The sequence below is a fragment of the Butyrivibrio sp. MB2005 genome, assembly GCF_000424285.1.
Classification (GTDB): domain Bacteria; phylum Bacillota; class Clostridia; order Lachnospirales; family Lachnospiraceae; genus Butyrivibrio.
Genome location: NZ_AUJP01000003.1, coordinates 184824 through 202497 on the forward strand (window position 1 = coordinate 184824; position 17674 = coordinate 202497).

Below are 17674 nucleotides of genomic sequence, written 5' to 3' on the forward strand. Positions count from 1 at the left end.
TAATATAAATGAAGAGGATTTAATATGGGAAGAAAAAGGACTGGCGAAATAGAAAAAGAAGAGAATAGGAAGATTGCAGAGATGGTTACAAAAATTGTAGGAGAAAGATCCTACAAGGAGGCCGGGCTTGATGCAGGAATAGATGCTTCAACGTTATCTTATATATGTAGAGGAAAAGTAAAACCCACACCAGATATTGTTGCTAAAATAACGAAAGATGAAGCAAAACCCCAAGGAGGAATTGGGTACGATGAGCTTATGATTGAATGTGGCTATCAATCAGATACGTTGGATAGAATATCCATGTATGCAGGATTATTAAGTGAAGCAGGTACACTTGGAGAAAGCGTTGGACGACAAATTTCTAAAGATACTTCGATATATATAAGTATGGAAGAAAAGAGCAGGAGAGTATTCCTCCAGGCAATTATTGAAAAGGGATATGGAGTCTTAGCTCAGGATATAAATTATGACTCAAGTGTCAATAATGGAGGGTATGGTCGTGTGGATGTGAGATATTTATTAGCATCCGGAATCGGAGGAGTAGATGAGTGGCTACTAGATTTTAATTTTGCCCCTCCAGGAAAGATGATAGGATCTCATAATGTTTTATTACCATTAGGTAAAATACTAATAAAGGGTATTCCGAATCCTAATCAAAAGATATCTATGGTAGTGAATTCAAAGCTTCAGTATGAAAAAATAAGTAAGTATAAAGGAAAGATGCCGTTTAGGGGCGAGCTTTCAATAATACTTATTGATGTGGACAATCTAAAGATTTTGGATGAAACATACTTGTCACACTATGATTTAGAGGATACAAGCAAGGAAATGTACATAATATGATACAAAACCGGTGGTTAACCGCCACCGGTAAAAAAATAAAAGAATATTGAAAGCATTCAAAAATATACATGAAAGGAGTATGTTATGAGGGATGGAGATAATAAAAATAATATAGAGGAGATTGAATTTAAACTTTCAATGATTCTTACAAAAGAAGAGATGGACAGGATTTCCTACAGAAAGGAGGGCAACAATGAAGTAGTTCTTAAAGCGGATCTTCACGAAATGAAGTATAAGCAGGCATATAGATTTGTTAAAAACTTAATAGCGTTAAGTCAAGGAGTATTTGAGCTTGATCTTGTACATGGGCATAACCACGGAACAGTATTAAGGGATATGATACACAATGATCTGAACAGTCCAAGAATAAAAAGTAAAACTTTACTGTGGTGGAATGAAGGCGAAACATTGGTAGCAATTAATTGATGAGTAATGAATAACAGTGATTAAGAAAAGGAGATTTATAATATGGTATTTTCAAATATTGAAGCTGGATACAAGGAAGTTGAAGGAGCATCAGTAGTAGATACTGGGTGCGCTGGTATGGGTGGATATAACGCCGAGATGATAATCAGCAGATATGATGGAGATAATTTTAAAAACATTTATGTTACAGTTTCCATGGCAGAGGGTACATTGTACATGGTATCGAGAAAAAGCTTTCTTGAAAATATATATGAGGAGGCTGAAATAATTGAGGAATATGAGAGCATGGAGGATACGAAAAGATCTGAGTATGCAAAATATTTTCCGATACTCGAACAGATGATAGATGTATTTGTAAGCGCACAGAGATAAAAGCAAGGGGGACGCGATGAAACGAATATATTCAGGTAGGGATTTTGAAAAGTTATTAAAAGACAATAATTATCAGAGATCTAGGCAGCGTGGTAGTCACATCATTTTTTCAAATGGCAATAAAACTCTGAGTATAAATCTCAGGAATCCGAATAGGATGGTTGTGGAGCGTCTTATAAAGGAATATGAACTTGTAGTGTAATTTGAGTAACAGGAGGTGACAAACAATATGAATAAATATGTAGTTGAATCAGGGCTCGTGAAACAAAGTGGAATAGAGGAGTATGATGTCTTGGGCATTTTTAGCAACTATAAAGATGCGGATGAATATGCTTTGTGTAAGAGTGAATTGTATGATGATAAATACATACGTGTAGGCGAGGTTTCAGAAGAAGACCTTACTGTGCACGGGGATTGGGCATCCTATAACCAAATTGATATTTTAAATGAATATTGATTAGATTGATTATTCTGGGAAAGGAGGTTTGTGAATTATGAGTAAACAGCTTATACGTTTGGTTTTTTATTATCAACTTCTCAGAAAGCTTTATGAGAAGAATAAGATGGGGACCGTTGACTGACTTATCATCGACGGTTTTGAAACAGGGAAAGTTCCTGTAGAGACCTGATTTCTATATTCTTATTGTGCTCGCAAGCTGTAAGGGTTATTCCCAGCTTGTGAGTACAATAGAAAGTAGAGATGCTCAAAGAAGTAGTATGACAGGGAGAAATGAATATGTTTATACAGTTTTCTGATCAGGCGTGGTCCGTATATTCTGATGATGCTGAGAAAGACGGAGTAATAAGCCAATATGTAAATTATATAATAGAGAAGATAAGAAACGGTGATGACTGGATCTCATCTACTGGGGTAAAGAGCAGACAAGTAGGGGATCTGTCGATCAATTATGAGATCATTGAAGACAGAATTATTATAAAATCAATTGTTTAATAAGGGTATGATTGATAAGGTGAAGATTATTAATGATAAGAATGGACAAATGATTATTTTAAGAACAAAGATTTAAAGTTAAAGGAGGATTGATATGGCAAAAAAACTGCAATTGTATTCTGCATACAGTAGACAGGATGTTCATGATATTTTTGAGCCTAATACTAAGTTTACACCACAGGCAGGTAGTTGGGGTCTACATGGAATCGTTGGATTAAAAGATAATCCTGGAGATTATGTCTTATTTGTCACTATCGGTAAAAAGGTAGCGGGACATGATTTTGTGGAAGAAGTATTTGATGACGGAAGTTTTACTTGGCAATCGCAGCCAAGTAATGGCTTTGATCATAAATATATTAAAGCTCTTACCAATCACAATCCTGATATGAACGATGTATATCTGTTTTTGAGAGCAAAAGATAGTGATCCATATACTTACTTGGGCACACTTGAATATGTCACTCATGATACTGATAAAGAGAAGCCGGTATATTTTATTTGGCATATGATTGACTTTGAGCTTACTAATATGATGTATGCACTTCCTGACCTTGTAATAAAAACAAAGGCAGGCCATGTAATCTCAAAAGAAGAAGGTTTAGCAGAACCGGAAGTGGTTATTGGGAGGCTCACTCTTGATAAGACTCCTGCAAACAGAGTTAAGCCACATGGTGTTAAGAATAGAGATTTTACAGGGAAAAATGTGGACTTCCAAGGTGAAGCAAAAAAGAATTCAACTAAAGGAAGAGTTGGCGAAGATGCTGTGGTTGCTTATGAGAAAGAACAGCTTAAACAGGCTGGAAGAGCAGATTTAGCTAGTCAGGTTGTTGCCACAAGGGATACTATAGGGGAAACTGCTAAGTATGATATTCAGTCCTATGAGGTGGACGGAACGCTTAAATATATTGAGGTGAAAACCACTTCAGGCTCAAAGAATAACCGTTTTCATATATCGGAAGGTGAAGTTAGGTTTTCAGAGAATAATCCGGATCATTATTATTTGTATAGACTTTATAATTTTGATTTAAAAACCGGTAATGGATCATTTTATATTGAAAAAGGGCCAATAGATAGGAATGAGCTAACTGCAACAAACTATATGATGTAAGGTGCGGGTCTACGATAACAGGAATGTTATTGTAGACCTTTTTCTAATAATCAATTATATTATTGTGTTGATATATTCAAATTGTAAGAAAGGATTGAAGTGTGAAAACAATTAGTGTAGTTGCTGCAGTAATATATCATCAAGGTAAGATATTTGCTACACAGCGTGGTTATGGCGAGTTTAAGGATGGCTGGGAATTTCCAGGTGGAAAGATCGAAGATGGTGAGACACCTCAGGAAGCGCTGGTCAGAGAGATCAAAGAAGAACTAGATACAGAAATAGAGGTCGGAAGGCATATAAATAAGATCGAGTATGATTACCCAACTTTTCATTTGAGTATGGATTGCTATTGGTGTGAGATTAAGAAAGGAAAGCTATCACTTCTGGAGCACGAGGCTGCAAAGTGGCTTACCGCTGATGAAATATACAGTGTGGATTGGTTGCCGGCAGACAAGATTATAATTCCTGAGATAAGGGATGTGATGAAAGAGTGGATGATATAAAGAACGATGATGCCCATGTTATAGATTGAGAAATTTCTGGATAGCCAGGTGATTCTTAAAAGAAATCCGATGTTAGCTACTTATTATGAGTAGTTAACATCGGATTATTTGTTAGTCGTCAATTTTATTTCCGTTAGAATCGATTTTGAAAGAACTGATATTTTGACTGGTCATTTTTTTGAAGCCAACTGTTTGGCAATATGGACAAATGGCCTCTTCAAGCTCTTTTCCGCCAGGGAAAACCGGTCCCCAAATTTCATATCCATAGCTGTTACCACAGTTTTTACAATTGATGATGTTGATCATGGATAATTCCCTCCTTTCATAAAATGTAATTATGCTGCCAAAAACCAATTTAGGAACTTTATCTCAAGTGGCAAGTAGTTTATAGGGCCATTGTGAAGCCAGTTCCAGTATGAACGATACAAGTAACCAGCAGATTCGTATGACACGTTAAACTTATCAACGATATCGTTTGCATCTTTGCATTCATAGGCATTGATGAGAGGCGTAGGTGCAAAAGTATATTTCGCATAATAATTAGCTTCTGCTTCAGCAACGTCATCTGGTAATTCTTCTTCGGTTAAGTCATGATGGCCAAGATAGCAATGTCCTATTTCATGCATTATGGTCCAGTACATGTGACGCATTTCACATGTGGTCTTTACTATATCATTGTAATATATATAGTAGTGGTACATGCCGGAAGAATCCTTCTCAACTGCAGAGTATCCGTCAGTACTTCTATTTATTGCTTCAATGAATTTCTCTTTCTTAAGTGAGGAATATGGAACTAAGACGTATTTGAGTCGTCTGGCTACTTCAAATGGGTCAATAGGAATTGTATTTATTCCGGTCTCCTCTAACATCTCATATACTGCCTGTTCAATTTCGTCGTAACGCTCTTTGTTTGGAAGATACATGAATCATTATCCTTTCTTTTGTGATGATTCAAAAAGAGCGTTGACGATCTCTGTTTTTTGTTTTGGTGACATCTTTTCTGCATTTCTAGCAATTAGACGATGGATTTTTAAATATTCACTTTCAAAATCACCGGCTTCTTCAGTTCCAAGAAGATCACTAACCGTAGTATGTAGAGCTGTAGCTATGTTTGCTAAGATCGGAGCCTTTGGCATTCGATCGCCGCTTATATATCTAGACATAGATACCTCTGTCACGCCAACAATATCTGCAAGCTCTTTTTGCTTCATGTTATTGGCAACTAACAGATTGGCAATCCTCTGGCCCAATTCTTTATTAGTATTCATAGTCATTCTCCATTTCATTAATCATTTGCATTGCTCTGCCTGCATTTTTGATTGCTACACCGTTTTACTTATGATGTGATTCAGCGACCGCCTATAAATGTAAACTCCCAAAAAACGCGGTAAATAATCACAAACCTTCTTTGTTATCGTGTCACGATTGGAAATGCACTACAGTTTTCTAGCAAATATTCTTTAGCATCATGTAGTTATTATTTTTCCTTAGTTAATCATTAAAAAAGAGGATTACCGATATGTTATTTACCAAAAGTATAATTTAATTATACATAGTTGTCAAACTGGAAAATAATTGGAAAGAATTTAAATGTCATAGAATGGCTTAATGGTGCGTTTAGCGATAATTTTATATAACCAAACGGATAAGAAGTGTATTGAAATTAACCTAATGGTTTAATATAATCACATTATCAAATCGAAAGGAGGAGTAAAAAAATGAATGTCCGCAAGCTTAAGGCTAAGCGTGTGGAGAGAAACCTTCGTCAGAAGGACCTTGCCGACGCTCTTGGGATAACCGAGAAAGCTATGTGTCATAAAGAATGTAGTCCAACAAATAAGTTTAAGGCCGAGGAAATGATTATCGTGGCAGAAAAATTGGACCTTACTATTAGCGAGTTCGACGCTATTTTTTTTGACCGTAGACTTTCCAATATGGTATCAAAACACAAGAAAGTTGACAAAAATAATACCAAGCAACTAATAAAATAGGAATGAACATCAAGTATCCGGCAAGATTCTGTAGATGATCATCCCCGTATTTACATCAGTTTATCACAGCTGATGTCAGAAAGAAAGGAAAATTATGGAAGCGATGATGGTAAAGAAGACCACTTTGGGTGAGTTGGCCAAGACATTATCAAAGGCAGCAGAGATTCTTATGGAGATGGAAAAGCAGATATTGGAAGCTCCTGCCACTGAAGTAAAAGCAGAGACAAAGGCTGAACCAAAAGGTAAGTCAAAGAAGGAAGAGGCAGAAAGCAGCGCTCCAACTATAGAACAGATAAGGACACTCCTTGCAGAAAAGTCACAGGCAGGCCTTACAGCGAAGGTAAAAGACCTTCTTCACAAGTTTGGGGCTGAGAAGCTTTCCGCTGTTAAGACAGGTGACTATGAAGCTTTATACCTTGCAGCTAAAGAGCTTAAGTAAGGAGGCAGTATGGCACCTACGATTCACAGTATGCTTGGCGGATCAAGTGCTGATAGATGGCTTAATTGTCCGCCATCTGCAAAGCTTACCGCTGACATGGAAGATACGATAAGTGAATTTGCTGCAGAAGGAACAGATGCACATGCACTTGCTGAGTTTAAGGTAAGGAAAGCAGCAAAGCTTAAAGCAGGAAGAAGACCTTCATCAGATTATTGGACAGATGAAATGGAGGAATGCACAGATGACTATAGAGATTATGTCATGGATACATTCTCAGCTCTTAAGGAGGAAAGTCCTGATGCAAAAATCCTTATTGAGCAGCATATCGACTATAGCAGGTTCGCGCCTGGAGGATTTGGAACTGCAGACTGCATTCTTATATCCGAACATAGGCTTTACATTATTGATTTTAAGTATGGCCGAGGCGTGCAGGTAAATGCTACAGAGAATTCACAAATGAAGGTATATGCAATAGGAGCTTTGGAAATCTTCGATTGTCTGTATGACATAGAAGAAGTGACTATGGTCATATTCCAGCCAAGACTCCATCACGTGGATGAGTGGACTCTTTCCAAGGGTGAGCTCATGGACTGGGCGATGAACGTACTAAAGCCAAGAGCAGAGCTTGCGGCAAAAGGCGAAGGAGAGTTTAAGGCAGGAAAGTGGTGTAGATTTTGCTTGGCAAGGCAGACCTGCAGAACAAGGGCTGAATTTTTCCTCGCACTTGCAAGACTTGAGTTTCAGAAACCGGCACTTTTGTCTGATGATGAGCTTTCAGAGGTGATGCTTAAAGCTGATGAACTTTCCAAGTGGGTAGCTGATGTTATGGCGTATGCTACGGCAGCAGCTATTGATGAAGGAAGGAAATTTCCTGGCTTTAAGGTTGTTGAAGGAAGAAGTATAAGAAAATTCTCGGATGAGAAAAAGGTTGAAGAAGCAGCCCTAGCAGCAGGATATTCTGATATCTATAATAAGTCCCTTATGTCACTTTCCAGTATGGAAAAGTATATGGGAAAGGATGCCTTTGGTGAAATCCTTGGAGAGTATGTAATAAAGCCAAAGGGAAAACTCACGCTCGTGCTGGAGAGCGATAAAAGACCGGAAGTAATGATAACAAACGTAAAAGACGAATTTGACGAATAAGAGGAGAAAATGATAATGAGCAAAATTATGAATAATGTTAGAGTGGTGACCAACACCGTTAGAGCATCTTATGTACACGTGGCAACACCGCAGTCAATCAATGGCAGCGATCCTAAGTACTCTGTTTCTGTAATTATTGATAAGGATGATAAGGAGACAATAGCTAATATCAACAAGGCAATCGATAATGCTATCGAAGCAGGTATTTCAAAGTTTGGAGGTAAGAAGCCTAATAAGGCTGCACTTAAGCTCCCTCTTAGAGATGGTGATGTTGAGCGTGATGATCCGGCTTATGAGAATGCTTTCTTTGTTAACTGCAACAACAAGACTCAGCCCCAGGTAATTGATGCTGATCATAACGTTCTTGACCCAGCAGCTATTTATTCAGGCTGCTATGTTAAGGTGTCTATCCAGTTTTATGCCTTCAACACCAATGGAAACAAAGGTGTTGCTGCATCACTTGGAAACATCCAATTCATCAGAGATGGTGAGAGTCTTGGAGGAGGTCATATCACAGCAGATGATGACTTTGGTGATGATGAGGGTGAGTCACTTCTTGACTGATTTTAAATTATATATGGGAAGGCCGGTTAATTCCGGTCTTTTCTTTTATAAAGAAAGGAAACAAATGGACTCTTTACATATAGATATTGAGACGTATAGCTCTACCGATCTGACAAAAGCAGGCGTTCATAAGTATGTGGAGGCACCGGATTTCGACATAACACTTTTTGCATACGCATTCAATGATGACGAAGTTACCTGCATTGATCTTGCTTCAGGAGAGAAGTTACCGGATATAGTTTTACAAGCGCTTAAGGATCCGGAGATTATTAAGATGGCTTTCAATGCGATGTTTGAGAGGGTGTGCCTTACAAAGTACCTAGGGCATTACCTACCGCCAGAGCAGTGGCATTGCAATATGGTCCATTCTCTATACCTGGCGCTCCCTGGTTCTCTTGCAGCAGTAGGAGCAGTTCTTGGCCTTGATAGGCAAAAACTAGAAGAAGGTAAAAAGCTAATAAAGCTCTTTGCTATACCGGATAAGAATGGAAAAAGGGTATGGCCAAAGGATCGCCCAGAGGAATGGGCTTTATATAAGAAATACAACATAAGAGACGTTGAAACTGAAATGGATATAGGGAAAAAGCTTATGAGGTTTCCAGTACCTGATCAAGTTTGGCAGGAATATGCCCTTGATCAGCGTATTAATGATCTCGGAGTAAGGCTTGATGAAACACTTGTTAAAAATGCAATCAAGATGGATGAAGAGAGCAAAGATAGGTATTTTGCTAGAGCCCAGGTTCTGACAGGATTAGAAAACCCAAACAGCCCAATACAGATAAAGGAATGGCTACAGGGGAAAGGTATAGAAATAGATTCACTTTCAAAGGAAGCAGTAGCTGATCTTGTTAAAAAGACAGAAGGTGATGTGAAGGAAGTGTTGGAACTGCGACTCTTATTGTCAAAATCATCAGTTAAAAAGTATCAGGCTATGGAAGCTTGCAGATGCAGCGATGAAAGGGCTCATGGCCTTTTGCAGTTTGCAGGAACGAGGACCCTTCGCTGGGCAGGAAGGCTCATACAGGTGCAGAATCTGCCTGCTGCAAGTGGAGATGAAGCTAAGCGTTCTCTTGTAAAAGCTGGGAATGCAGAAGCAGTAGAACTCTTATATGACTCACTTCCGGATGCTTTATCACAGTGTATACGTACTGCTTTTATCCCTGCAGAGGGTAAGAAGTTTGTAGTAGCTGACTACGCTCAGATCGAAGCACGTACTCTTGCATGGCTTGCAGGAGAAAAGTGGCGCCAGGAGCTATTTAAAGAAAACGGAGACATATATTGTGGATCAGCTTCTCAGATGTTTCATGTGCCGGTTGTAAAGAATGGTGAGAACGGACATTTAAGGAAGTCTGGAAAGATAGCGGAGCTTGCTCTAGGCTATGGCGGGTCTGTAGGAGCTATGGTTTCAATGGGTGCTATAAAGATGGGGCTTGAAGAAGATAGCCTTCAGGAGATCGTAGATAAGTGGCGAGGAGCTAATAAGAATATTGTTAAGTTTTGGTGGGAGGTAGATAAGACGGTCATTTCTGCAATTAAGGAAAAGAAGCCCGTTACTTTAAAGGGGATTACCTTTTATACGGCATCAGGATTTCTTGTAATAAAGCTTCCTTCCGGTAGATCAATGTTTTACGCAAGGCCAAGAATAACGATGAATTCATATGGCAGAGAATCCGTTAGTTATGAAGGTGTTGCTGCTAACCATAAATGGGAGAGAATTGAGTCTTATGGCCCGAAGTTTGTGGAGAACATCACACAGGCCATTGCAAGAGATATCCTTGCAGCTGCACTTATGAGGCTTTGGAATGCTGGGTATCCGGTAGTAATGCATGTGCATGATGAAGCAATTTGTGAAGTACCTGAATCCGTAACTGTGGATGAAGTCTGCAGTTTAATGGCAAAAGTACCACCCTGGGCCAAAGGGCTGATTCTTAATGCCGCAGGATTTGAATGTAAGTTTTATCAGAAAGATTAAGGAGGAGATGAAAAATGCGTATAGCAGTTGGAAATAGCCGAATGGATAAGAAGTGGAAAGATAAGGATATATCCTGGGATGACTTCCTACAAAAGTGTGCTAACACGATTCGTACAACAGAGACTGTTGATGAATACAGAAAGCTCAGTAAAGCTAAGCAGGACGACATAAAAGATGTGGGTGGATTTGTGGCAGGCCATCTTAAGAATGGAAGACGTAAGAATGGATATGTTGAAGCACGAAGTATGATTACTTTGGACCTGGATCATGCAGTAAAGGATATTTGGGATGAAGTAACGATGTTCTTCGATTTTAAGTGTCTTATGTATTCAACGCATAAGCACACGACTGATGAGCCAAGGGTAAGACTTATAATTCCGCTTTCAAGAGAAGTATCTGCTGATGAGTACACTCCAATTTCCAGGATGATCGCGAGCGATATTGGAATGGATATGGTCGATGATACTTGCCATGAACCGGCCCGCCTTATGTACTGGCCAAGCACATCTGCTGATGGTGACTTTTTCTTTGAATCCCAGGAGGGGCCTTGTCTTAATCCTGATATGATTCTTGCCCGCTATAAGGATTGGCATGATACAACACAGTGGCCTATGTCATCGAGGCAGTCTGAAATTGTTAAGCGCTCTATTGCAAAGCAGGCAGACCCTCTTGAAAAGAAAGGACCTCTCGGAGCTTTCTGCAGAGCATATACCATTCAGGAAGCCTTCGATACTTTTATTCCTGATATCTATAAGCCTGCTGCCATGGAAGGCCGTTATGATTATGTTCCAGCAGACTCTGCTGCAGGAGTGGTTATCTATGATGATAAGTTTGCTTATAGCCACCATGCAACAGACCCTTGCTGCGGACAGCTTCTTAATGCTTTTGATGCTATAAGACTCCATAAGTTTGGAAACCTTGATGATAAGGCAAAGCTTGATACAGCTCCTTCAAAGCTTCCAAGTTATAAAGCTATGGTCGAGCTTGCTCTTTCAGACGATAGGGTAAAGCTGCAGCTTGCAAAAGAAAGAATGGCAAGTGCAGATGAAGATTTTGATCCGGAGGATGAGAACTGGATTACCAAGCTTGAACTTGATAAGGAAGGAAATCCAAAGGCGACGCTTACAAATTTTGCAATAATTCTTAAATGCGATCCTAGGCTTCAGGAGATATGCTATAACGCCCACAGATGCGGAATAGATATCAGAGGGACAGACTATCTTCCTTGGGAACCACTTAAGGACGGGTGGTCTGATAATGACATGGCTGCGCTTCAGGCTTATTTTGATCGTACCTACCATATGTTCTCAGCAACGAAGCTTAAGCCAGCTCTCTTATCTATAACACAGGAAAGAGCATATCATCCTATACGTGAATATTTAGAAAAACTCCCTGCTTGGGATGGTGTTAAGAGAGTAGAGAATCTGCTTATAGATTACCTTGGTGCGACGGACACTCCATATACCAAAGCTATCATGGTGAAAACACTTGTTGCAGCAGTAGCACGAGTATATGAACCTGGTACTAAGTTTGATTATGTGCTTGTTCTTTCAGGCCCGCAAGGAATAGGTAAGTCAACTTTCTTTAGCAAGCTTGGAGGGCAGTGGTTTTCAGATTCTCTTTCCATTGCAGATATGCGTGATAAGACAGGACCTGAAAAGCTGCAGGGCTTTTGGATTCTTGAAATATCAGAGATGGCAGGTCTTAAGAAGGTTGATGTGGAAACAGTAAAGTCTTTTGCCTCTCGTCAGGATGATAAGTACCGCGTGGCATATGGAAGCGTCGTGGAGAGCCATCCTCGGCAGTGCGTCATGGTCGGAACTACAAATGCATCAAATGGATTCCTTCGTGACATCACAGGAAACAGAAGATTCTGGCCATGTAATGTTACAGGCGAGTGTGATAAACATCCGTGGGAGATGAAGAAGGAAACAATAGATCAGATATGGGCGGAAGCACTCCATTTATATAACGAAGGTGAGGAGCTTACTCTAAAAGGCGATGAAGCTATGCAGGCATATGAGGAGCAGAAAGAGGCTATGGAGCAGGATGATAGAGAAGGTCTAGTTCAAAAGTTCATTGAAATGCCGCTTCCTAAGAATTGGTATACACGTAGCATTTCTGAAAGGCGTATGTACTTTAATGATGATGAGTTTGAATCGGAAGCAGGGGGCGATGCAATAAAGAGAGAAAAAGTCTGCAATATGGAGATTTGGACGGAGTGCTATGGTAAGGACCCTGCTTCAATTAAGAAGAGCGATTCATATGAAATCCAGTCCATTATGAACAAAATGAGCAACTGGAAAAGGTACGATGGCAATAAAAATGGGAAGCTTTCTTTCCAGGGCTATGGATCACAGGTTGCGTATGTTCGTGAGGGCGGTGCCGAGGATAAGGAGTGAGCCATTGCCGAAGGGTAATTTCATAGCCTATAAAGGTAGTTTGGCAATGGAGTAGGAAATGACAAAGATTCAGCAGTATCAAGGAATAGGAGGATTTCATTGCTTATATTGCTCATTACTATATTAATAATTTTTTATTCATATATAGTAATTAGCGCATATACATACGCGTATATATACACGCGTAAGAGATTTTTTACCCTTAAGCAATATGGTTGAGCAACGATATGGATGAGAAGCAAATTGAAAGAAATTTAGTTAAAAAGGCAGAAAAGATGGGAGGGGTGGCATTTAAGTTTGTAAGCCCAGGACTTTCTGGGGTGCCAGATAGAATAGTTCTTCTTCCTGGGGGCTATATAGGATTTGTTGAACTTAAAGCACCAGGTAAAAAGATGCGGCCCCTTCAAGAAAAGAGAAAAGCTCAGTTAGAAGCACTTGGCTTTTTGGTATTCTGCTTGGATTCAATAGATGGAGCGGAGGAGATACTTAATGCAATACAAACCTCATGATTATCAAAGGTATGCATCGGAGTTCATAGTAACGCATCTGGTATGTGGACTGCTGCTAGATTGCGGACTTGGTAAAACGGTGATTACACTATCGGCCCTGTATGAGTTGCTACTTGATTACTTTGATGTTGGAAGGGTACTGATCATAGCACCTATTAGAGTAGCAAAGGATACTTGGCCAGCAGAAATAAGTAAATGGGATCACTTAAAAGGACTTACGTATTCGGTGGTCGTGGGTACGGTGAATGAAAGAAGGATGGCACTTCAGAGAAAAGCATTTATTTATATCATCAACAGAGAAAACGTGTCATGGCTTATAGATAATGGGATGTTTGACTTCGATATGGTAGTTATTGATGAGCTTTCAAGCTTTAAGAATCATAAAGCAAAAAGGTTTAAGAGTGTTCGGAAAGCAAGGAGCACGGTAAAGAGAGTCGTGGGCCTTACAGGAACACCTGCTTCAAATGGCCTGATGGATTTGTGGGCTGAGATAGGGCTTCTAGATAAAGGAGAGAGACTTGGAAGATTTATAGGGGCCTTTCGGGATAAGTACTTTGATCCAGATAAAAGAAGCAGAGACATCATCTTTTCATATAAGCCAAAAGATGGAGCAGAGCAGCAGATTTATGACAAGATATCAGATATTTGTATTTCAATGAAAGCTGCGGATCATATAAAAATGCCAGATAGGATTGACTGCGTAGTAGAGGTACAGATGGATGATGCTGAAAAAGCTATGTATGAAAAACTTAAGGCTGAGCTGATACTTAGCTTTCCGGATGGAGATGTTGATGCCAAGAGCGCAGTGGGGCTGTCAAATAAGCTTCTACAGATGGCAAATGGAGCTGTCTATGATGAGAACGGGAAAACGAAGGTGATTCATGATAAAAAGATTGATGCTTTGGAGGATATCATCGAAGCTGCAAACGGTAAAAGCGTACTAGTGGCATATTGGTATCAGCATGATAAGGAACGACTTATGCAGCGCTTTAACTGTAAGTGCATCGATACAGAGGATGATATCAGAGCTTGGAATGAAGGGACGATTCCGGTAGCACTTATTCATCCAGCATCAGCAGGACATGGTCTAAATCTTCAAAAAGGTGGTAACCACCTCGTATGGTTTTCAATGACCTGGTCGCTTGAGTTATATCAGCAGTGTAACGCAAGGATATATCGGCAGGGCCAGGAAAACATAGTAACAATTCAGCATCTGATTACGAAGGATACCATGGATGAAGATGTGATGAAGGCACTAGAGAATAAGGATGCAACTCAGGAGTCACTTCTTGCAGCAGTGAAGGCAAGAATCTAAGAAAGGAAAAGGAACGCAAAGATGAGAGAATATGTCGAGGAACTTATAAGAAACTATCCAAGTCTTATCGAGAAAAGAGCATATCTTAGAAAACAGATAGATAGCTACAAGCCTATACCCGAGGAAGATATCATAATATCCATGTGCTATTGTCATCCGGAGGGCGATCAGGTACAGAGTAGCGGGACATCAGATAAGACAGCAAAGACTGCCATGATTTTTAGGCAGAAAACTAACAGGATGAACGAACAAGCTCTTGCCGGATGGACAAAGGACTATGTAACTGTTGATGAAGAGATTTCTTTCCTGGAGGAGTGTATCGCTAAGCTCCCCTTTGAACTAGCGCCTTTCATGCAGGCAATGGTGATGGAAGGTCTTTCCTGGGATGACATTGAAAGCGCCTATGGCATGAGTAGGAAACTGATATCCAAGTATAGGAGCCAAGCACTGGATGAACTGAGCCGGATATATCAGGCCAGAGAGAGCCAGGTTGCTATGGAGATGTTATCGTGATAAGCAAGAAATAATCTATAAAAGAAGCACTTATGTTTAAATAGAAATAAATGTTTAATAAAATTTAAAAATAAGTGTTTAAAATGATTTAAACATGTGGTATATTAGAAATATAAAATAAATAAGCGGAGGATTGGAGTTGGCAAAGACACAAGCTCAAATCAAATTTTCTAATGAAGTAGCTAAAGCAAGAGGAGATCGATCAATTAGGCAATATGCTAAAGACTCAGGTGTTAACGTTGCTATCATTTCACGAATTGAGAATGCAGATTATATTCCTAGTAGTAAAACTATTGCGAAACTGACAAGTAAAGAAGCGGCTCCTCAAAATGGAGTAACAAGGGAAACTCTTGAGAAGCTTGCATCTATGGCAAAAGTAATGAGTTACGGTGAGTCAATAGTTTCAATGACAGCCGGGATGATCAATAGCGTTTCTGGAGCAATTAGTGACTCTGTATCAACTGCAGTAATAGATCATCAATATACAAAGGAAAGAGGTGCATATTTCACAGATGAAGAGCTAAAGATATTAAAAAAAGGTTATAAATTCGCTAGGGCTCTGATGGAATGCGATTATGCAGATGAGATGCCTAATCCTTTAGGATGTACAGAAGAGAAATACACAAAACATGTAGAAAAGGAAAAACGTTTTAGTACTATAGCATTAGGCTTAATTTATGGTGCTCTTGCAAGTCAGGGCATAGTGTTTAAACCTGGTGATGAAGAGAGGGCTTTTGATGGACCGAAGCCAAAATCATATATTACTTTAGTGGATGCTTGTATTACAGATTGGTGGTTTCATTTTGAAATAAAAGATGACTCTTTTTACAAAAGTACAGAAATGCCAACATGGGCACGTGCACATCAGTATTTGTCACGATATATATGTAGTAAAGCGGACCCGTTACGAAAGATATCGGTGGTGGTTAATGACATTAAAACTTATGAGGAGTTTGTTAAATTCAAAGGGAATAATTCCTTTAGAGGAAATTTTTCAATAATATTGGTTGATGATAAGGAATTGCGACTAGTTGAAGAGACTAATATAGCGTTTTATTCCGAACCGGAGAATCAGGTTGTAAATGTAATTTGAATTTTACCAAAGTAAAAGGCTGGAAGTGTGCGAAGTTAATAGAATTATGAAAGCTCTGCATGCATTTTTTGAGTCATCAAATGGAAAGGATATTAGTGATATTCGAATATTAATTGATACAAGGCTCTAATTTGGTTTTGAGGGGCGTTATCAGAATGAAGATTCCCTGTGTGGTGACGTCCTTGACATATAATTGAATACTCATTCGGACTAGACGAGTAGGGAATAACACCATATGAAATTCAGCTCGTCGAAAGTTTCTCCTTTCAAAATAGTTACCTCCTTTCAGCGGAGTCCGATGAGTTAACCGCTGAATGCGGAATGACTTTGATATATAGTTCGAACTTATATATAAATGACACCAGTTAATTTTTTCTGAAAGGATGTGATTCATTGAGTAATTATGAAAAGAATTTAAAACCATATAGTGATTTTAACCATAAGGTTGCACCGTGGGGAGGCCCGGAACAGTATGTGGCTATGATTTCTAAAAAAAATTATGAGCTTGGCGTTGCAGCAGAAAGGAGCACGGAGTTAGGAAAGGCTTTAATGTATACTCCTATAGCAATTGGCATATGGGAAGCTTGCAAATGGGGCTACAGAAAGATTCAAGATGCTTTATATGCTGATCTTAGGCAGACCTTCATGGAAGCGGAGGAGGCCAAAGCTAAATATATCAAAGCTATGAGAAAAGCCAGACTGGATAAGATGAGAAAGGAATCAACCAGTGATGAAACTTCCATCGTTGAAGGAGGTGAGGGTAATACTTGATTGGTTATTCTGGTGTAAGCGATATGATACTTACGCAGCATTAAGAAAGCATGGTAATAGAGACGTGCTAAAAGATTATGATACATGCCTAAACAAACGTAGTCTGATCTCGCTTGACCCTGCGGACATTAAGCAGATGGAGAGAGCAGCTAGAAAACATGGAAGAAAGGTTGAGGTTAAGTCAGCAAGGGTAAGAAGCATTGAGGAAGGAAATGAGATGGCACCAAGATTGCTTATGCAGTTTAAAAATAGGGACTGTATATTGATGATGTCAGGAGATATTTCAATCCAGGACTTTGGACAAATTGTTGCGGATATCGAGGCTGTTAATGATAAGTCAAGTTACGTATTTGCTGTTAATGACAAGGCGGACCATTTTGATTATCTGATGACTTGCATAGCATATTGAGGAGGTAATCTTATGAATAGAGAGGAAATTGATCAGTTTATCGAGAAAATGGAAGAAATAGGAGATGTGTGGGAAGCAGAGGATGTTGAGAGAGTTTATGGCAATGATAGCCTTGAGGACGCGCTGGATTCACGAACGAGTGAAGTGAATCTGTACTTAAATACATTAGGCTCTGCATATATCTATGCTAGGAACCATGAAGATTGAATTCATTGCTCATTGCTCATGGTTTCCACACTTTGCAAAAGCAGGTTAATGAAAATGGAGACTGACAAAGCCATAAAAGGCGTGTTATTATTAAGATGCGAAGAAAGGACTGAGGTCTTGCAGATGACTGCAGGGCCTT

At 39.4% G+C, this 17674-nt stretch carries 24 protein-coding genes; 21 read left to right on the forward strand and 3 right to left on the reverse strand.

Annotated elements, in window-relative coordinates; translation table 11 throughout:
- The first annotated feature begins 24 nt into the window (after window positions 1-24).
- From G610_RS0100865 to G610_RS0100905, 8 genes are all read left to right on the forward strand, one after another.
- The gene (locus G610_RS0100865) at window positions 25-846 is read left to right on the forward strand and encodes a hypothetical protein (RefSeq protein ID WP_026523262.1); all 822 of its coding nucleotides are present in this window, start codon (window positions 25-27) and stop codon (window positions 844-846) included.
- A gap of 84 nt (window positions 847-930) precedes the next feature.
- Complete coding sequence (locus G610_RS0100870) at window positions 931-1272, forward strand: Smr/MutS family protein (RefSeq protein WP_026523263.1); 342 nt, start codon at window positions 931-933, stop codon at window positions 1270-1272.
- Window positions 1273-1314: 42 nt separating this feature from the next.
- Window positions 1315-1644, forward strand: a complete 330-nt coding sequence (locus G610_RS0100875; protein WP_026523264.1) for a hypothetical protein — start codon at window positions 1315-1317, stop codon at window positions 1642-1644.
- Window positions 1645-1660: 16 nt separating this feature from the next.
- Window positions 1661-1846: a type II toxin-antitoxin system HicA family toxin gene (locus G610_RS23980; protein ID WP_026523265.1), complete on the forward strand. Its 186-nt coding sequence runs from the start codon at window positions 1661-1663 to the stop codon at window positions 1844-1846.
- Window positions 1847-1873: 27 nt separating this feature from the next.
- Complete coding sequence (locus G610_RS0100885; protein ID WP_026523266.1) at window positions 1874-2101, forward strand: hypothetical protein; 228 nt, start codon at window positions 1874-1876, stop codon at window positions 2099-2101.
- Window positions 2102-2380: 279 nt separating this feature from the next.
- Window positions 2381-2596, forward strand: a complete 216-nt coding sequence (locus tag G610_RS0100895) for a hypothetical protein (RefSeq protein WP_026523267.1) — start codon at window positions 2381-2383, stop codon at window positions 2594-2596.
- Between the two features lie 94 nt (window positions 2597-2690).
- Window positions 2691-3704: a DUF3427 domain-containing protein gene (locus G610_RS21800; protein WP_026523268.1), complete on the forward strand. Its 1014-nt coding sequence runs from the start codon at window positions 2691-2693 to the stop codon at window positions 3702-3704.
- Window positions 3705-3805: 101 nt separating this feature from the next.
- Entirely contained in the window at window positions 3806-4207 is a 402-nt protein-coding gene (locus tag G610_RS0100905; protein WP_026523269.1) for a (deoxy)nucleoside triphosphate pyrophosphohydrolase, read from the forward strand.
- 111 nt (window positions 4208-4318) lie between these two features.
- Here G610_RS0100905 and G610_RS0100910 read toward each other — a convergent pair whose 3' ends face one another.
- The 3 genes from G610_RS0100910 to G610_RS0100920 are packed head-to-tail and all read right to left on the reverse strand — an operon-like array spanning window position 4319 to window position 5475.
- The gene (locus tag G610_RS0100910) at window positions 4319-4513 is read right to left on the reverse strand and encodes a hypothetical protein (RefSeq protein ID WP_026523270.1); all 195 of its coding nucleotides are present in this window, start codon (window positions 4511-4513) and stop codon (window positions 4319-4321) included.
- Window positions 4514-4542: 29 nt separating this feature from the next.
- Window positions 4543-5130: an ImmA/IrrE family metallo-endopeptidase gene (locus G610_RS0100915; protein WP_026523271.1), complete on the reverse strand. Its 588-nt coding sequence runs from the start codon at window positions 5128-5130 to the stop codon at window positions 4543-4545.
- Window positions 5131-5136: 6 nt separating this feature from the next.
- The gene (locus tag G610_RS0100920; protein ID WP_026523272.1) at window positions 5137-5475 is read right to left on the reverse strand and encodes a helix-turn-helix domain-containing protein; all 339 of its coding nucleotides are present in this window, start codon (window positions 5473-5475) and stop codon (window positions 5137-5139) included.
- A 450-nt stretch (window positions 5476-5925) separates the two neighbouring features.
- Between G610_RS0100920 and G610_RS0100925 the strand changes: the two genes are divergently transcribed.
- The 13 genes from G610_RS0100925 to G610_RS0100985 all read left to right on the forward strand — a co-directional run bounded on the left by G610_RS0100925 (window position 5926) and on the right by G610_RS0100985 (window position 17535).
- Complete coding sequence (locus tag G610_RS0100925; protein WP_026523273.1) at window positions 5926-6198, forward strand: helix-turn-helix domain-containing protein; 273 nt, start codon at window positions 5926-5928, stop codon at window positions 6196-6198.
- Between the two features lie 94 nt (window positions 6199-6292).
- Complete coding sequence (locus G610_RS0100930) at window positions 6293-6637, forward strand: hypothetical protein (RefSeq protein ID WP_026523274.1); 345 nt, start codon at window positions 6293-6295, stop codon at window positions 6635-6637.
- A 9-nt stretch (window positions 6638-6646) separates the two neighbouring features.
- Window positions 6647-7780, forward strand: coding sequence for a DUF2800 domain-containing protein (locus G610_RS0100935; RefSeq protein ID WP_026523275.1), 1134 nt, complete (start codon window positions 6647-6649; stop codon window positions 7778-7780).
- A 15-nt stretch (window positions 7781-7795) separates the two neighbouring features.
- Entirely contained in the window at window positions 7796-8344 is a 549-nt protein-coding gene (locus G610_RS0100940; protein ID WP_334291298.1) for a DUF2815 family protein, read from the forward strand.
- A 64-nt stretch (window positions 8345-8408) separates the two neighbouring features.
- Window positions 8409-10316: a DNA polymerase gene (locus tag G610_RS0100945; protein WP_026523277.1), complete on the forward strand. Its 1908-nt coding sequence runs from the start codon at window positions 8409-8411 to the stop codon at window positions 10314-10316.
- 14 nt (window positions 10317-10330) lie between these two features.
- The gene (locus G610_RS0100950; RefSeq protein ID WP_026523278.1) at window positions 10331-12718 is read left to right on the forward strand and encodes a virulence-associated E family protein; all 2388 of its coding nucleotides are present in this window, start codon (window positions 10331-10333) and stop codon (window positions 12716-12718) included.
- A 227-nt stretch (window positions 12719-12945) separates the two neighbouring features.
- Complete coding sequence (locus tag G610_RS0100955) at window positions 12946-13227, forward strand: VRR-NUC domain-containing protein (RefSeq protein WP_026523279.1); 282 nt, start codon at window positions 12946-12948, stop codon at window positions 13225-13227.
- The gene (locus G610_RS0100960; protein WP_026523280.1) at window positions 13208-14542 is read left to right on the forward strand and encodes an SNF2-related protein; all 1335 of its coding nucleotides are present in this window, start codon (window positions 13208-13210) and stop codon (window positions 14540-14542) included. The genes G610_RS0100955 and G610_RS0100960 overlap by 20 nt, the downstream gene beginning before the upstream one ends.
- Window positions 14543-14563: 21 nt before the next feature.
- The gene (locus tag G610_RS0100965) at window positions 14564-15055 is read left to right on the forward strand and encodes a hypothetical protein (RefSeq protein WP_026523281.1); all 492 of its coding nucleotides are present in this window, start codon (window positions 14564-14566) and stop codon (window positions 15053-15055) included.
- 139 nt (window positions 15056-15194) lie between these two features.
- A complete protein-coding gene (locus G610_RS19175) occupies window positions 15195-16148 on the forward strand; it encodes a helix-turn-helix domain-containing protein (protein ID WP_035796531.1) in 954 nt (317 codons plus the stop codon).
- A gap of 393 nt (window positions 16149-16541) precedes the next feature.
- Window positions 16542-16919 (forward strand): hypothetical protein, encoded by a 378-nt coding sequence (locus G610_RS0100975; protein ID WP_155830929.1) that lies wholly within the window; start codon window positions 16542-16544, stop codon window positions 16917-16919.
- A 136-nt stretch (window positions 16920-17055) separates the two neighbouring features.
- Window positions 17056-17328 (forward strand): hypothetical protein, encoded by a 273-nt coding sequence (locus tag G610_RS0100980; RefSeq protein ID WP_026523283.1) that lies wholly within the window; start codon window positions 17056-17058, stop codon window positions 17326-17328.
- Between the two features lie 12 nt (window positions 17329-17340).
- Window positions 17341-17535 (forward strand): hypothetical protein, encoded by a 195-nt coding sequence (locus tag G610_RS0100985; protein WP_026523284.1) that lies wholly within the window; start codon window positions 17341-17343, stop codon window positions 17533-17535.
- The last annotated feature ends 139 nt before the right edge of the window (window positions 17536-17674 follow it).

Coding starts and splice junctions, on each gene's coding strand:
- G610_RS0100865 (WP_026523262.1), top strand. CDS start 25: ATGGGAAGAAAAAGGACTGGCGAAATAGAAAAAGAAGAGAATAGGAAG.
- G610_RS0100870 (WP_026523263.1), top strand. CDS start 931: ATGAGGGATGGAGATAATAAAAATAATATAGAGGAGATTGAATTTAAA.
- G610_RS0100875 (WP_026523264.1), top strand. CDS start 1,315: ATGGTATTTTCAAATATTGAAGCTGGATACAAGGAAGTTGAAGGAGCA.
- G610_RS23980 (WP_026523265.1), top strand. CDS start 1,661: ATGAAACGAATATATTCAGGTAGGGATTTTGAAAAGTTATTAAAAGAC.
- G610_RS0100885 (WP_026523266.1), top strand. CDS start 1,874: ATGAATAAATATGTAGTTGAATCAGGGCTCGTGAAACAAAGTGGAATA.
- G610_RS0100895 (WP_026523267.1), top strand. CDS start 2,381: ATGTTTATACAGTTTTCTGATCAGGCGTGGTCCGTATATTCTGATGAT.
- G610_RS21800 (WP_026523268.1), top strand. CDS start 2,691: ATGGCAAAAAAACTGCAATTGTATTCTGCATACAGTAGACAGGATGTT.
- G610_RS0100910 (WP_026523270.1), bottom strand. CDS start 4,513: ATGATCAACATCATCAATTGTAAAAACTGTGGTAACAGCTATGGATAT.
- G610_RS0100915 (WP_026523271.1), bottom strand. CDS start 5,130: ATGTATCTTCCAAACAAAGAGCGTTACGACGAAATTGAACAGGCAGTA.
- G610_RS0100920 (WP_026523272.1), bottom strand. CDS start 5,475: ATGAATACTAATAAAGAATTGGGCCAGAGGATTGCCAATCTGTTAGTT.
- G610_RS0100925 (WP_026523273.1), top strand. CDS start 5,926: ATGAATGTCCGCAAGCTTAAGGCTAAGCGTGTGGAGAGAAACCTTCGT.
- G610_RS0100930 (WP_026523274.1), top strand. CDS start 6,293: ATGGAAGCGATGATGGTAAAGAAGACCACTTTGGGTGAGTTGGCCAAG.
- G610_RS0100935 (WP_026523275.1), top strand. CDS start 6,647: ATGGCACCTACGATTCACAGTATGCTTGGCGGATCAAGTGCTGATAGA.
- G610_RS0100940 (WP_334291298.1), top strand. CDS start 7,796: ATGAGCAAAATTATGAATAATGTTAGAGTGGTGACCAACACCGTTAGA.
- G610_RS0100945 (WP_026523277.1), top strand. CDS start 8,409: ATGGACTCTTTACATATAGATATTGAGACGTATAGCTCTACCGATCTG.
- G610_RS0100950 (WP_026523278.1), top strand. CDS start 10,331: ATGCGTATAGCAGTTGGAAATAGCCGAATGGATAAGAAGTGGAAAGAT.
- G610_RS0100955 (WP_026523279.1), top strand. CDS start 12,946: ATGGATGAGAAGCAAATTGAAAGAAATTTAGTTAAAAAGGCAGAAAAG.
- G610_RS0100960 (WP_026523280.1), top strand. CDS start 13,208: ATGCAATACAAACCTCATGATTATCAAAGGTATGCATCGGAGTTCATA.
- G610_RS0100965 (WP_026523281.1), top strand. CDS start 14,564: ATGAGAGAATATGTCGAGGAACTTATAAGAAACTATCCAAGTCTTATC.
- G610_RS0100980 (WP_026523283.1), top strand. CDS start 17,056: ATGGAGAGAGCAGCTAGAAAACATGGAAGAAAGGTTGAGGTTAAGTCA.
- G610_RS0100985 (WP_026523284.1), top strand. CDS start 17,341: ATGAATAGAGAGGAAATTGATCAGTTTATCGAGAAAATGGAAGAAATA.